Origin of the sequence: Streptomyces sp. HB132, from assembly GCF_016909575.1 — a bacterium.
Lineage (GTDB): Bacteria > Actinomycetota > Actinomycetes > Streptomycetales > Streptomycetaceae > Streptomyces.
On the sequence record NZ_JAFBGA010000009.1, the window covers coordinates 109008 to 123136 of the forward strand.

The window sequence follows — 14129 nt, forward strand, 5'->3', positions numbered from 1 at the left end:
CACCAGGGTGTGCGGGGCTCCGCCGTGCGGACCCGGCCATGCGCGTCCACCGTCCGATGCTGCATGCTGGTGGCTTTACACGGTCTTCGGCATGGAGCTGCGCATGACTACCACCTTCCCGTCCATCTCCATCAGCACGGACAGGTTGGTGCTGCGCCCCTTCGACATGGCGGACGTACCGGCGTACATCGAGATGATGAACGACGAGCTGGTCACCGCCTGGACCGACGCGCCACATCCCTACACCCAGGTCGACGCCGAACGGTGGGTCCGCAGGATCGCGCCCGCCGAACGCTCCCAGGGCAACGGCATCGTCTTCGCCGTCACCGAGTTCCTCACCCAGCGCCTCGTCGGTTCGGTGCGGCTCCTCAACACCGACCGGCGCACCCTGGCCACCGAGGTCCGCTACATCACCGCGCCCTGGGCACGGGGGGAGGGATACGCCACCGAGTGCGTGCTGGCACTCGCCGAGTGGCTCTTCCGGGACCAGGGCTTCGAGCGGATCGAACTGCGCACCCCCGCGGGGAACACCGCCTCGCAGCAGGTCGCCCAGAAGCTGGGCTGCATCAGTGAAGGGGTCCTGCGCAACGCCCGCATAGCCAGGACCGCCACCGAGGACGGAGGCTGGACCGACATCCGGACCGACCTCATCGTGTGGGGGCTCCTTCCCGAGGACCTGGAGGGCGTCGCCGAGCAACTGGCCGACGCGGGCGGCTACGGCACGTACAACGACTGGAACTGACCCTCCACGCCACGCTGCGGGAGCCCCCGGCGGTGCGTTGGTACGGACCGGATACGCTCACCCTTGCTCCGCCCCCTCGCGCGGAGGCCCCGCCTGCTCACACACCAGGAGACTGACGAGATGGCCGACCGGGTCACGGTGATCGGCTGGGACGGCTCGCCACTGACCAGGGCGGCCACGGCCGCGCTCTCGGCCGCCACGCTCGTCGCCGGTGCCGCACACCACCTCGAGCTCCCCGAAGTGCCCGAGCGCGCCGAGCGCATCCGCCTCGGCAGCGTCGACCTGGCCGCCCGCAGGATCGCCGGCCACCGCGGGAGCGCCGTCGTCCTCGCGGACGGCGACCCCGGCTTCTTCGGCGTCGTGCGCACCCTGCACAAGCCCGAACACGGTCTCGAGGTCGAGGTCGTACCCGCTGTTTCGTCCGTCGCCACCGCCTTCGCGCGCGCCGGGATGCCGTGGGACGACGCGCAGGTCGTCGTTGCCCAGCCACGCACCCTGCGCCGCGCCGTCAACGCCATCCGCGCCCACCACAAGGTGGCCGTACTCACCTCCCCCGGAGCGGGCCCCGCCGAGCTCGCCCTGCTGCTCGAAGGCGTCCACCGCACCTTCGTGATCTGCGAGGAGCTCGGCACCGTACGCGAGCGGGTCACCGTCCTCACCTCCGACAAGACGGCCGACCACACCTGGCGCGACCCCAATGTCGTCATCGTCATCGGCGGAGGCCCCGAGACCTCCGGCAACGGTGCCTGGATCTCGGGCCGCCGCCCCGCTCACCCCGAAGGCGTCCGCGGCTGGGCCCTGCCCGCCGGGTCGTACGGCGGCGCGGGTGAGGGCGGCGAAGGGGAGTCGCCCGGCCTGCGCGCCGCGCAACTGGCCCGGCTGGGGCCCCGTACCGGTGACCTGGTCTGGGACATCGGCTGCGGCAGCGGCGCACTCGCAGTGGAGGCGGCCCGCTTCGGTGCCGCGGTGCTCGCCGTGGACAGCGACCCCGACGCCTGCGCGCGCACGACGGCCGCCGCCCGCACCTTCCAGGTGGGCGTCCAGGTCGTCAGGGGTACGGCGCCGCACGTTCTGGAACGCCTGCCCGAGCCCGATGTCGTGCGGATCGGCGGGGGCGGGGTCCGCGTGGTCACGGCGGTCGCCGACCGGCGGCCGGAACGCATCGTCACCCATGCCTCGAACCGTGACGAGGCGGAGGCGCTGGGCGCGGCGCTCCTGGAGAACGGATACAAGGTCGAGTGCGCGCTGCTCCAGTCCGTGGAACTGGACACCGCGGTCTGGGCGGAGCGCGAGCGCTCCGTCGTGTTCCTGCTCTCCGCGGTGCGTTCGGACCTCGCCCCCTGAACCCTTCGCGGGGGGCGCGAGGTAAGCTGACCGATTGTTGTACCGCGCCCGGCTGTTCGGCGGTTCGTTCGTCAATGTCCGGAAAAGTGGACCGTTTTGGTCCGCGATGTGGTACGGCACAACCGGGGGACGCGCAACGTGGCGCAGTCCACAGCGAGCCGGGGCAGAACTGTCTGCCGCGGCGGCGAACGGCCGCGAGAATGTATACCTCCGCGCGCGTTTCGTGCCGCGCGGGGAGCCCGCTCGTTCTTGTTGACGAGCACCGGCGTCCCGTGGTTCGGGCATACCGGGCGAAGGGCGAAGGAGCACTGACGATGGGCGAGGGGTACGCATGACTGACACCGGCCAGATCCCGGGCGAGGGACTGCCGGAGAACGCAGGCATGGTGGAGCAGCCGGGCGTCCCCGCCCCGGACGCCTACACCTACCTCGAACCCTCCGAGCACACCGCCGAGGACGACGACCTCCTTCTGATGCCCGCGGCCCAGGGCGCGTGGAGCGACGCTCCGGCAGCGCCCACGGGCCTGCCCGAGCAGTTCCCCGCGCATGCCCAGGCCGTGAACGGCACGCACGGGCGCGGGGTGGCCGACGTCAACGGCGTACGGATCCCGGCACACACGCCGGTGCAGGTCCCGGTGGCCGCCGCGCCCGCCCGGCGCCCGCTCCACCGCGGCCCCGCGTCCACCGAGGCGCCCTCCTACGGAGGCTCGCCCACCGGCGGAGTGGTCCGGTCGCTCGCCGACAGGGGACCGGCCGGCCCGCAGAACCCGATGCCCGTCCGGCACCCGGGACCGCCGACCACCGGCCCTGAGTACTTCGACGTCCCGGCGGAGGACGCGGCCATGCTGCCGGGCCCGCAGCTGGGCGAGATCCCGCCCCAGGGCGCGCCCGCCTGGGGAGCACCGGAGCCGGCCGTCGCGCCCGAGCCGGCGGCGGTGCCTGAGTCAGCCGTCGAGCCTGCCGCTCCCGTCGAGCCCGTCGTGCCGGCGCAGCCTGCTGAGCCGATCGTGGCCGAGGCGTCCGCCGTCGCGGTCGAGCCCGTCGCACCGGTCGCTCCCGTCGAGGCCGCAGAAACGGTCGCTCCGGAGTCGGTGGCCGCCGTGATGCCGGAGGCTCCCGTCGAACCGGTGGCGGAGACCGCCGGGGAGTATCCCGCGGAGGCCGAGGCCCTGGCAGCCGTACCGGTCGAAGCTCCCGCCGAGGTACCCGCCGAACTGCCCGTCGAGGCGGTCGCCCCGATCGAGCCGGCGGGACAGCTCGTCCCCGCGGACGGTTCGGTCCCGGCGGCTCCGTTGCCCGCACCGGTGCCCATGGCCGAGCCGGTCGCGCCCGTCACCGAGCGCGAGCAGGCCGTCGAGCCCGCGCCCGCCGCCGAGCCCGAGCCGGAGCAGACCGTCGAGCCTGAGCCGGAGCAGGCTGCCGAGCCCGCGCCCGAGCCGGAGCAGACCGTCGAGCCTGAGCCGGAGCAGGCTGCCGAGCCCGCGCCCGAGCCGGAGCAGACCGTCGAGCCTGAGCCCGCCGTCGAGCCCGCGCCGGAGCAGGCTGCCGAGCCCGCGCCCGAGCCCGAGCAGGCTGCCGAGCCCGACGTGACGGAGCCCGCGCCTTCCACGCCCGAGGCACTGGAGGTGCCGGCACCGGCCGCCGTCCAGCAGCCCGAGGTCCAGCCCGAGCCCGAGCCCGTCGTCGAGCCTGAGCCGGGTCCCGAAGCCGTCGCCGCACCCATGGCCGAGCCGGTCGCGGTCCCGCAGGCGGGCCCCCAGCTCCTTGCCCAGCCGGAGCCGGAGCCGGAGCCGGAGCCTGAGCCGGAGCCCATGGCCTCGGAGCCGGGTACCGGACCCGAGGTCATCGATACCCCGGCGGCCGGGTCGCCGGAGCCCGTGATGCCGGAAGCCGTGCCTGCGGAGGTCCAGCCCCCGGAAGAGGCGCCGGCCGTGGAGCACCCGGCGGTCGAGGTGTCGGCATCCGGCGAGGACTCTCCCGCAGAGGCGCCGATCGGTGAGGCGGCGGACGAGCCCGAAGGCAGGCCCGCCGAAGCCGAATCCGCGACGCCGGCCGAAGCCGAAACACCTCCCGCCGAAGCCGCGGCTGCGACGCCGGCCGAAGCCGAAGCCGAGGCACCCCCGGCCCAGACCGAAGCCGAGGCCGCGACCCCCGCCGAAGCAGAAGCCGAAGCCGAAGCATCCGCGCCCGCCCCCGGCTACGACGACGCCGAGCGTGAAGCCGTCCTGCGGGTGATGCGGGAGCGGCGCGACATCCGCAACGGCTTCCGCAGCGACCCCATCCCGCACGAGGTACTCCTCCGTGTCCTGGAGGCGGCGCACACCGCGCCGAGCGTCGGTCACTCGCAGCCCTGGGACTTCGTCGTCATCCGTTCCGCGGAGACGCGCCGCTCGATGCACGAACTGGCGCAGCGCCAACGCGAGGCGTACGCGAAGTCGCTGCCCAAGGCCCGGGCCAGGCAGTTCAAGGAAATGAAGATCGAGGCCATCCTCGACACGCCGGTGAACATCGTCGTCACCGCCGATCCCACCCGCGGCGGCCGCCACACCCTCGGCCGGCACACCCAGCCGCAGATGGCCCCGTACTCCTCGGCACTCGCCGTGGAGAACCTGTGGCTCGCCGCCCGCGCCGAGGGCCTCGGTGTCGGCTGGGTCAGCTTCTTCGACGAACGGGAGATGGTCCGTGCGCTCGGTCTGCCCGAGCACCTCGAGGTCGTCGCCTACCTCTGCGTCGGATACGTCGACGAATTCCCCGAGGAGCCCGAACTCATGCAGGCGGGCTGGTCCAAGCGCCGCCCGCTGTCCTGGGTCGTCCACGAGGAGACGTACGGCCGGCGCGCCCTGCCGGGCGAGGAGCCGCACAACCTCCTCCAGGAGACCATCTCCGGTATCCGACCGCTGGACGCCAAGGCGCTCGGAGAGGCATGGGAACGCCAGAAGCGGATGACGAAGCCCGCCGGCGCGCTCGGCATGCTGGAGATCATCTCCGCCCAGCTGTCCGGGCTGTCCCGGCTGTGCCCTCCGCCCGTCCCGGAGCCCGCCGCCGTCGCGATCTTCGCCGGTGACCACGGGGTCCACGCCCAGGGCGTCACGGCGTGGCCGCAGGAGGTCACCGCCCAGATGGTCGCCAACTTCCTCGGTGGCGGCGCCGTCTGCAACGCCTTCGCCGCCCAGGTGGGTGCCGAGGTCTGCGTCGTCGACGTCGGTGTGGCGGCCGAACTCCCCGCGACACCAGGTCTGCTGCCCAGGAAGGTGCGTCCGGGCACCGCCGACTTCACCACCGGCCCCGCCCTCACCCGCGAAGAGGTGTTCGCCGCGATCGAGGTGGGCATCGAGACCGCGCGCGATCTGGTGGCGGCAGGCAACAAGGGCCTGCTCACCGGCGAGATGGGCATCGCCAACACCACGGCGTCCGCCGCGTTGATCTGCGTCTACACCGGCATGGATCCCGCGGAGGTGACCGGACGCGGCACCGGGATCAACGACGAGATGCACGCCCGCAAGGTCGATGTGGTCCGCCGTGCCCTGGAGTTGCACCAGCCCGACCCGGCCGACCCGATCGGGGTGCTCGCCGCGGTCGGCGGCCTGGAGCACGCGGCCATGGCCGGTTTCCTGCTGGGCGGCGCCTCGCTCCGTACTCCGGTGATCCTGGACGGCGTGAGTGCCGGCGCGGCGGCGCTCGTCGCCCGGGCGATCGCCCCCGAGGCGCTCGCCGCGTGCATCGCCGGCCACCGCAGCGCGGAGCCCGGTCACGTCGCCGCCCTCAACAAGCTGGGCCTGCGCCCGCTGGTCGACCTGGACCTCCGCCTCGGTGAGGGCACGGGCGCACTGCTCGCGCTCCCCATCGTGCAGAGCGCGGCCCGCGCGATGCACGACGTGGCGACGTTCGACTCCGCGGGTGTCACCGAGAAGTAGCCACCGCTGTGCCCGGACGCGCCGACCGGCCCGTCCGGGCACTGCCCGGCCTCGCACGCACGCCCTGTCGGCAGGGCCTCCCGGACGCCCTTCCGCCCCACCCGGCGGTGACCGGCTCGCCCTGCAGGTCCGGGGTCCGGCGCACGGCCGGAGAACGGCTGAGGAGGCCCTCCACGGCAGGCCGTGAGCCCGCCGAACCGCCCCGGCCCCCGCCCGCACCACCCCGTATCGTGGTCCCACGCGTCACCGCCTCACCCCGCGCACGTCACCGCCGCTCCACCGCCGCAGCGGCCCGCAGCACACCGCACCCTGCACGAGGAGCCCGCACGACCATGGCCGAGTATGACGATCACCCTGCCTACCCCGTCGGACTGCGCCTGAACGGGCGCCGCGTCGTCGTCGTCGGCGGTGGCCAGGTCGCGCAGCGCAGGCTGCCCGCCCTCATAGCTGCCGGGGCCGACATCACTCTCGTCTCCCCGTCGGCGACCGCCTCCGTCGAGGCGATGGCCGACACCGGTGAGATCCGATGGGAGCGCCGCAGGTACCAGGACGGTGACCTCACCGACACCTGGTACGCCCTCGTCGCGTCGTCCGACGCCGCCGCCAACGACGCCGCGTCCGCCGAGGCGGAGCGCACCCGTACCTGGTGTGTGCGCAGCGACGACGCGGAGGCCGCCACCGCCTGGACGCCGGCCACCGGTCGCAGCGAAGGCATCACGGTGGCCGTCCTCACCACCACCTCGCAGGGGCGGGACCCCCGGCACTCCGCCGCGGTCCGCGACGCCATCGTGGAGGGCCTGCGCGACGGCACCCTCGCCGCCCCGCACCACCGCACCCACGCCCCCGGCGTCGCGCTGGTCGGCGGAGGCCCCGGCGACCCCGACCTCATCACGGTCAGGGGGCGTCGTCTCCTTGCCGAGGCCGACGTGGTCATCGCCGACCGGCTCGGCCCGCGTGACCTGCTCGACGAGCTCCCGCCGCACGTCGAGGTGATCGATGCCGCGAAGATCCCGTACGGCCGCTACATGGCGCAGGAGGCGATCAACCAGGCACTGATCGACCACGCCAAGGCAGGCAGATCCGTGGTCCGCCTCAAGGGCGGCGACCCCTTCGTCTTCGGCCGTGGCATGGAGGAGGCGCAGGCCCTGGCCGCCGAGGGCATCGCCTGCACGATCGTCCCCGGGATCTCCAGCTCGATCTCCGTGCCGGGAGCGGCCGGCATCCCCGTCACCCACCGAGGCGTCGCGCACGAGTTCACCGTGGTCAGCGGCCATGTGGCGCCCGACGACCCGCGTTCCCTGGTCGACTGGAAGGCGCTCGCGCAGTTGCGCGGAACCCTGGTCCTGCTGATGGCCGTCGACAAGATCGGCGCCATCTCGCAGGCCCTCATCGCCCACGGGAAGTCCCCCGACACCCCGGTGGCCCTGGTCCAGGAGGGCACCACCGCGGCCCAGCGCAGGGTCGACGCCACCCTCGCCGACGTCGGTGAGCGGGTCGTCGCGGAAGAGGTGCGGCCGCCGGCCGTCATCGTCATCGGCGACGTCGTCGCCGTCGGCCCGGAACCGGCCGGGCCGCTCGAGGGCTGACCCGCCGATGCACCGTCGTCCCCCGTCCCCACCCGACAAGGCAGTGGCGCCCCGTGGCTGAACTCATCACCGTCGACGACCCGGACGACCCGAGGCTGGGCGACTACACCGGCCTGACCGACGTCGAGCTCCGGCGTCGGCGGGAACCCGCCGAGGGGCTCTTCATCGCCGAGGGCGAGAAGGTCATCCGGCGTGCGGGGAACGCCGGGTACGAGATGCGCTCCATGCTGCTCTCCGCCAAGTGGATCGACGTCATGCGCGATGTGATCGAGGAGGCCACCGCACCGGTCTACGCGGTCACACCCGCTCTCGCCGAGCGTGTCACCGGCTACCACGTGCACCGCGGGGCCCTGGCCTCCATGCAGCGCAAGCCGCTCCCCGACCCCGGCACGCTGCTGTCCCCGGGGGGTGGGAGCGTACGGCGGGTGGCCGTCTTCGAGGACATCGTCGACCACGCGAACCTCGGAGCGGCCTTCCGTAACGCGGCCGCACTCGGCGTCGACGCCGTCCTGCTCACCCCCCGCTGCGCCGACCCGCTCTACCGGCGGGCGGTCAAGGTCTCGATGGGGTCCGTCTTCCACGTGCCGTGGACCCGCCTGACGTCCTGGCCCGAGGACATCGGTCTGCTGCGTGAAGCCGGCTTCACCACCGCGGCGCTCTGCCTCAGCGACAGGTCGATCACCCTGGACGAACTCGTCGCACGGCGGCACGAGAGGCTGGCGCTCGTCTTCGGCACGGAGGGCGACGGCCTCACCACCGGGGCACTCGACGCGGCCGACGCCCATGTACGCATCCCGATGGACGCCGGAGTCGACTCGCTCAACGTCGCTGCGGCCTCCGCCGTCGCCTTCTACGCGACCCGGGTCGGGTCCGCCTGACCGAGCCCTGCCGCCCTCAGCCCCCGACGGCCCGCGTCGGGTGGGCGGCGGCCCCGTCGTGCGTCTGTGAGGGTGTGTCACCCAGCCCGCGTGCGGGGCCCTGGCAGCCCTGGGCGGCGGCGATCCCCAGCGCGACCAGCAGTGTCACCACGACGAAGACGACGAGCCGCTGGCGCAGCAGCCGCGGATTGGCCGGCCCGCGCTTCTTGCCGTTCCGTCCGGCCGAGGTCGTCCGGACACCGGGCCGTGACGCCTGCCTGCCGTTCGTGCCCTTCTGTCCGTGTGACTGCTGACCGGGGCGCGAGCCGCCCTGCCCGGTCCGGGACCGGGAACCGCCGGTGCGAGGGGGCACCAGGCGGGACGACGCCGGGCGGCGCCCCGCGGTACGCGACGCCGGGGCGGAACCTCCGGCCGCGCGCCGGGTCGACTGCTCGGTGTAGGGGCCCTCCATCCGGCCGGTCGGACGGTCCAGCTCCTGCTCGCCCCGCTGGGCGGGCGGCCGGCGCTCGTGCAGTCCCTGGGCCTCGCGGGCGGCGATCTCCTTGAGCCGCATCGAGAGCTGCAGCGTGCTCGGCCGCTCCTCGGGATCCTTCGCCAGACACGCCCGTACCAGGGGCGCGAGCGCATCGTGCACATCGAGCAGATGCGGTTCCTCGTGGACCACGCGGTAGAGCATCACCTCGGAACTGCCGTGCCCGAAGGGTGAATCGGCCATCGCCGCGTAGGCCAGGGTGGCGCCCAGCGAGAACACGTCCGTCGCGGGCGTCACCGCCGCACCGCGCACCTGCTCCGGCGCGAGGAAGCCGGGGGAGCCGACGGCCGTACCGACGTGGGTGAGCGTGCTGGCCCCGGTCGCCCAGGCGATACCGAAGTCGATGATCCGGGGGCCCTTGGGGGAGAGGAGGATGTTGGACGGCTTCAGGTCACGGTGGACGACACCTGCCTCGTGCACCGCCACCAGGCCCTCCGACAGCGCCGCCCCGATCGACGCGACCTCGGCGGCCGGCAGAGGCCCCTCCTCGATGACCTTGTCGTGCAGCGAGGGGCCGGGAACGTACTGCGTCGCGAACCACGGGCGGTCCGCCTCCAGATCGGCGGCCACCAGCCGGGCCGTGCAGCCGCCGCGGATCCGCCGGGCGGCGGACACCTCGCGCGCGAAGCGCGAGCGGAACTCCTGGTCCTCCGCCAGATCCGGCCGGATCACCTTGAGCGCCACCCGCTGGCCCCGGCGGTCGGAACCCAGATAGACGACGCCCATGCCACCCGCGCCGAGCCGCCGGTGCAGCCTGAACGAGCCGACGACACGCGGGTCCTCGCGCCGGAGCCGCATCATCGCCATCGTCTGCCCATTCCCGCTGCCGGTCCGCCTGACGAGGCACAGCTTACGTACCCGCGGCGCGGCGCGCTCAGAGGCCGCGCCCTCGTCGTCCGATCGATTGTCAGTGCCGGGTGGGAGAACTGAAGAGTGGTCAGGGAACCGGGGATCCAGGTTCTGTGACGCGTGCGAGATCACAACGGACTCTCGCAGAAGGGGGATTGGATCAATGAAGGGCGATCGTGTGGAAACAGTCGTGGACGCGGGTGACACGACGAGGACGTACGAGGTGGTGGCCTCCAGGGCAGGCCGCAGGGTGGAGGCAGCGGTCCGCCGAGGTGTGGTGGAAGTGAGTGAAGTCACCCTCCCCATAGCCTTGAAGGCATGGGTGGTACCCCCATTGGATCAGTTGTCCGTACCGCCCGCTTCATGGCGACCAGGGTGCTCGCGCTGGTCGAACAGCCGGTCCCGCGTGAGGACGCCTCAGAGCGTCCCGGTGCGGGCGCCGTCGGCTCCTGAGGTCTCCTCCGGGCCGCATCCGGCGTACATGCCTCCAGGAGCCGCGCGCCGCACCCTAGGGGTCGGGTACGCCGACCAGCACCTCTTCTCCACCCAGAGGAGTACACCGGAGGCGGTCGGCTCATCCTCCGGGAGGCCCGGCAATCGGTACGCGGGCATGACGCCGGGTGGCTTCCGCCTCCCTAATGTTGAAGTCAAGCGGCGGGCGTGCAACTCGTCCCCCGAGGCCACACGCTCGCCGCTCCGGAACAGGTCAGGAGAGGAACCATGGCGGACACCGCCGCGCGGAGCATGATCCGCACGCAAGGACGCAGGGCGTACGCCTCGTTCGGCACACGCCCGTCCGGCACGCGGCACCCGCTGGTGGCGACGGCCATGGTTCTTCCTCTGGCGGCCCTGCTCGTGGTCGTCTTCGGCGGCTGGGACGCAGTGGTCACACAGGCGTCGTCCGTGGGCGTGATGATGGGGCGCTGAGCGGCGCCCCGGGTCCGGCAGAGCGGTCCGGACCGGGACATCCGGCCAACAGCCCCGTGGGGACGGGGGTGCGGCGGACGGCAGCGTTTGTCCGGCCAGCTGGGGAGCTGGCCGGACATCGCGCTGTCCGGGCCCTTCCGGAGCCGCCGCGTAGGATCGCCGCGCGGGCCGGCCGAGGGCCGCCCGATCACCCCGCGGGAGCAGAGCCGATGACCACCACCCCCGTCGTACGCGCCCTCGGCGACCTCGCGCACGCCGGTGCGCACCCCGGCACGACGGCGTGCGCATGCCCCCCGCCCCAGGTGCTCGCGGACCGGCCCGACGGCACGGTCGTCCGCCGCGGCCCGGTCGTCGCCAAGGCCCACGCCCCCGACTCGGAGGCCCGCGCCCTGGTGGCGCGCCTGTCCCTGGCCGCCTCGCCGCGGCTCGCCGGGACCCTCCTCCCGCCGCTCCCCGCCCCGGCCGGGCCGCCCTCCACCGCCGAGGGCCGCGCCGTGAGCCTCTGGCCGTACGGCGTGCCCGTCGACCCCTCGGACCCCGACGCCGCCCCCTGGGAGGAGGCCGCGGAGCTCCTGGCCCGGCTGCACCGCACCCCGCCACCCCACCCGCTCCCGCCGATGCGCGGACCGCTCAAGGCGGCCCGGGCCGTCGCGCGCATGTGCGCGGCGCGACCCGGCGACCCGGCGGTGGGCCCCGTGCTGGCCGCCTGGCGGGGGCTGCCCGGCTGGGCCCGCGCCCAGACGCCGGAGCCCGAGCACCGGGGCGGCTTCCTCTGCCACGGCGACCTGCACCTCGGCCAGCTCGTGCGGCACCCCGCGAACCGCGGCCCCTGGCTCCTGATCGACGTCGACGACGCCGGCCTCGGCGATCCCGCCTGGGACCTCGCACGGCCCGCCGCCTGGTACGCGGCCGGGCTGCTGCCGCCCGCGATCTGGCTGCGCTTCCTCGACGCCTACAGGGCGGCAGGCGGCCCGGCCGTGCGCGCCGAGGGGGACCCGTGGCCCGAGCTGGACGTCCCGGCCCGGGCCCTCACCGTGCAGACAGCGGCTCTCGCTCTGGCCAAGTCCGCGGCGGAGGAGCGCAGTCCGGATGAGGTGGAACAGTTGATGATCGACGCAAGTGCCCGAATTGCCACCCTCCCGCCCGAGTTGGTGTCCGGCCGCGCGTCGTAGGGTGAAGCGATCGCCGCCGGGCATGCATTCCGGCGACGTCGTCACGACCTGAGGAGCCGACTCGATGATCCAGTGCCCCAAGTGTCATGCTCAGATGAACACGTACAACCGCAATGGCGTCCAGATCGAGCAGTGCAGCGGCTGCCGGGGGATATTCCTCGACTACGGCGAGCTGGAGTCCCTGACCCGCCTGGAGGCGCAGTGGGCGCAGCAGGCCCCGCCCGCGCCGCCCGCCCCGCAGGGCTACCCCGCGGCACCGGCCGCCCCGCAGGCCTACCCCGCCGCACCTGCCCCGGCCTGGGGAGCGCCGCACCAGGGCGGTCACTACGGCGGCCACCACCGTCAGAAGAGCTTCGGCCGGATGCTGTTCAGCTCCTGACCCGCCTCCGCGTCGGGTAGTACCGCAGGGCGGGTCCGGGCCGGGTGCCCGGACCCGCATTGCATACGGTCGACGGAGTTCCGTTCATGATCTAGTAATGACCGGGACTGATACCTAGAGTTCGGGTCCATGAACTTCCTCGACAGGTCCCGAACTGTCGCGCCCCCGGGGTGGAGCCGCTGGCTCGTGCCACCCGCCGCGCTCGCCGTGCACCTCTCCATCGGACAGGCCTACGCCTGGAGCGTGTTCAAGCCCCCGCTCGAATCCGCCCTCGATCTCTCGGGCACCGCAAGTGCTCTCCCCTTCCAGCTGGGCATCGTCATGCTCGGCCTCTCCGCCGCGTTCGGCGGCACCCTCGTCGAACGCAACGGTCCCCGATGGGCGATGTTCGTCTCGCTCGTCTGCTTCTCCTCCGGTTTCCTCGTCGCCGCGCTCGGCGCCGCCACCGGCCAGTACTGGCTCGTCGTCCTCGGCTACGGATTCATCGGCGGCATCGGCCTCGGCATCGGCTACATCTCTCCGGTCTCCACCCTGATCAAGTGGTTCCCCGACCGCCCCGGCATGGCGACCGGCATCGCCATCATGGGATTCGGCGGCGGAGCCCTCATCGCCTCGCCCTGGTCCACCGGGATGCTGGAGAGCTTCGGGACGGACCGCTCCGGCATCGCCACGGCCTTCCTGGTCCACGGTGTCGTCTACGCCGCCTTCATGGCGCTCGGTGTCTTCCTCGTGCGCGTGCCGGCCGACGGCTGGCTCCCCGACGGCTGGGAGCCCAAGCGGGAGACCCGCAGGCTCGTCACGAACGCCCAGGTCTCCGCCCGCAACGCGCTGCGCACACCGCAGTTCTGGTGCCTGTGGGTCGTCCTCTGCATGAACGTCACCGCGGGCATCGGCATCCTCGAGAAGGCCGTCCCCATGATCCAGGACTTCTTCGCGGACACCTCCACCCCGGTCTCGGTCTCCGCGGCGGCGGGCTTCGTCGCCCTGCTCTCCCTGGCCAACATGGGAGGCCGCCTCCTGTGGTCCTCCACCTCGGACCTGATCGGCCGCAAGAACATGTACCGGGTCTACCTCGGCGTCGGCGCCCTCATGTACGTGGTCATCGCCCAGCTGGGCAACGACTCCAAGCCGCTCTTCATCTGCTGCGCGCTGGTGATCCTCTCCTTCTACGGCGGAGGCTTCGCGACCGCTCCCGCCTACCTGCGGGACCTCTTCGGCACCTACCAGGTGGGAGCCATCCACGGCCGCCTGCTCACCGCCTGGTCCACGGCGGGGGTGCTCGGCCCGCTGATCGTCAACCGTGTCGCGGACGCGGGGGAGAGCGCGGGCCACAGCGGCCCCAGTCTCTACACGACCTCCCTCACGATCATGATCGGGCTGCTGGTCATCGGCTTCGTCGCCAACGAGTGCATACGCCCGGTCCACGCACGCTTCCACGAGGCACCGGAAGGGAGCCCCCGTGTCCACCAGCAGTCGTAAGCCCCTCATGACGTTCGTCTGGCTCTGGGTCGCCGTCCCGTTCGCCTACGGGCTGTACGAGCTCGTACGCAAGGCCACCCAGCTCTTCACCGGCTGACCCCCACCGCCCATGACGAAAGCCCCGGTCGTCGAGACGACCGGGGCTTTCGGGCGGTGCGCGATACTGGGATTGAACCAGTGACCTCTTCCGTGTCAGGGAAGCGCTCTCCCGCTGAGCTAATCGCGCAGGTGACCCTGCGTGTACTGCGTGCGCGATACTGGGATTGAACCAGTGACCTCTTCCGTGTCAGGGAAGCGCTCTCCCGCTGAGCTAATCGCGCGGGGATCC

Annotated in this window: 10 protein-coding genes, 2 tRNA genes and 1 pseudogene; 10 read left to right on the plus strand and 3 right to left on the minus strand. The window is 72.9% G+C overall.

All coding sequences use genetic code 11. The features are described from left to right. The first annotated feature begins 103 nt into the window (after positions 1–103). From JOC24_RS20940 to JOC24_RS20960, 5 genes are all read left to right on the plus strand, one after another. Positions 104–742: a GNAT family N-acetyltransferase gene (locus JOC24_RS20940; RefSeq protein WP_205021885.1), complete on the plus strand. Its 639-nt coding sequence runs from the start codon at positions 104–106 to the stop codon at positions 740–742. 120 nt (positions 743–862) lie between these two features. After that, positions 863–2086, plus strand: coding sequence for a precorrin-6y C5,15-methyltransferase (decarboxylating) subunit CbiE (gene cbiE / locus JOC24_RS20945; protein ID WP_205021886.1), 1224 nt, complete (start codon positions 863–865; stop codon positions 2084–2086). A 331-nt stretch (positions 2087–2417) separates the two neighbouring features. After that, positions 2418–5999, plus strand: coding sequence for a nicotinate-nucleotide--dimethylbenzimidazole phosphoribosyltransferase (gene cobT / locus JOC24_RS20950; RefSeq protein WP_205021887.1), 3582 nt, complete (start codon positions 2418–2420; stop codon positions 5997–5999). A 332-nt stretch (positions 6000–6331) separates the two neighbouring features. Then, complete coding sequence (gene cobA / locus JOC24_RS20955; protein WP_205021888.1) at positions 6332–7585, plus strand: uroporphyrinogen-III C-methyltransferase; 1254 nt, start codon at positions 6332–6334, stop codon at positions 7583–7585. A gap of 53 nt (positions 7586–7638) precedes the next feature. Continuing rightward, on the plus strand, positions 7639–8463 hold the full coding sequence (locus JOC24_RS20960) for a TrmH family RNA methyltransferase (protein WP_205021889.1): 825 nt from the start codon (positions 7639–7641) through the stop codon (positions 8461–8463). 16 nt (positions 8464–8479) lie between these two features. On the opposite strand, the gene JOC24_RS20965 is transcribed toward JOC24_RS20960, so the two are convergent. Then, positions 8480–9802 (minus strand): serine/threonine-protein kinase, encoded by a 1323-nt coding sequence (locus tag JOC24_RS20965; protein WP_205021890.1) that lies wholly within the window; start codon positions 9800–9802, stop codon positions 8480–8482. 205 nt (positions 9803–10007) lie between these two features. Here JOC24_RS20965 and JOC24_RS20970 point away from each other — a divergent pair. The 5 genes and pseudogenes from JOC24_RS20970 to JOC24_RS20990 all read left to right on the plus strand — a co-directional run bounded on the left by JOC24_RS20970 (position 10008) and on the right by JOC24_RS20990 (position 13801). Further along, positions 10008–10297: pseudogene (locus tag JOC24_RS20970) on the plus strand (hypothetical protein). Between the two features lie 267 nt (positions 10298–10564). After that, positions 10565–10771 (plus strand): hypothetical protein, encoded by a 207-nt coding sequence (locus tag JOC24_RS20975; protein WP_205021891.1) that lies wholly within the window; start codon positions 10565–10567, stop codon positions 10769–10771. 209 nt (positions 10772–10980) lie between these two features. After that, positions 10981–11943, plus strand: coding sequence for a phosphotransferase family protein (locus JOC24_RS20980; RefSeq protein ID WP_205021892.1), 963 nt, complete (start codon positions 10981–10983; stop codon positions 11941–11943). Positions 11944–12007: 64 nt separating this feature from the next. Beyond that, entirely contained in the window at positions 12008–12322 is a 315-nt protein-coding gene (locus JOC24_RS20985; protein WP_205021893.1) for a TFIIB-type zinc ribbon-containing protein, read from the plus strand. 129 nt (positions 12323–12451) lie between these two features. Further along, positions 12452–13801 (plus strand): L-lactate MFS transporter, encoded by a 1350-nt coding sequence (locus JOC24_RS20990; protein ID WP_205021894.1) that lies wholly within the window; start codon positions 12452–12454, stop codon positions 13799–13801. Between the two features lie 154 nt (positions 13802–13955). Here JOC24_RS20990 and JOC24_RS20995 read toward each other — a convergent pair. Together JOC24_RS20995 and JOC24_RS21000 are read right to left on the minus strand one after the other, a co-directional pair. After that, positions 13956–14027 (minus strand) — tRNA-Val (locus JOC24_RS20995). A 22-nt stretch (positions 14028–14049) separates the two neighbouring features. Beyond that, positions 14050–14121, minus strand: a tRNA-Val gene (locus tag JOC24_RS21000). Positions 14122–14129: the final 8 nt, after the last annotated feature.

Excerpts from the sequence above, each read along its gene's own strand:
- JOC24_RS20975 (WP_205021891.1), top strand. The coding sequence starts at position 10,565 with ATGGCGGACACCGCCGCGCGGAGCATGATCCGCACGCAAGGACGCAGG.
- JOC24_RS20940 (WP_205021885.1), top strand. The coding sequence starts at position 104 with ATGACTACCACCTTCCCGTCCATCTCCATCAGCACGGACAGGTTGGTG.
- JOC24_RS20985 (WP_205021893.1), top strand. The coding sequence starts at position 12,008 with ATGATCCAGTGCCCCAAGTGTCATGCTCAGATGAACACGTACAACCGC.
- cobT (WP_205021887.1), top strand. The coding sequence starts at position 2,418 with ATGACTGACACCGGCCAGATCCCGGGCGAGGGACTGCCGGAGAACGCA.
- cbiE (WP_205021886.1), top strand. The coding sequence starts at position 863 with ATGGCCGACCGGGTCACGGTGATCGGCTGGGACGGCTCGCCACTGACC.
- JOC24_RS20965 (WP_205021890.1), bottom strand. The coding sequence starts at position 9,802 with ATGGCGATGATGCGGCTCCGGCGCGAGGACCCGCGTGTCGTCGGCTCG.
- cobA (WP_205021888.1), top strand. The coding sequence starts at position 6,332 with ATGGCCGAGTATGACGATCACCCTGCCTACCCCGTCGGACTGCGCCTG.
- JOC24_RS20980 (WP_205021892.1), top strand. The coding sequence starts at position 10,981 with ATGACCACCACCCCCGTCGTACGCGCCCTCGGCGACCTCGCGCACGCC.
- JOC24_RS20990 (WP_205021894.1), top strand. The coding sequence starts at position 12,452 with ATGAACTTCCTCGACAGGTCCCGAACTGTCGCGCCCCCGGGGTGGAGC.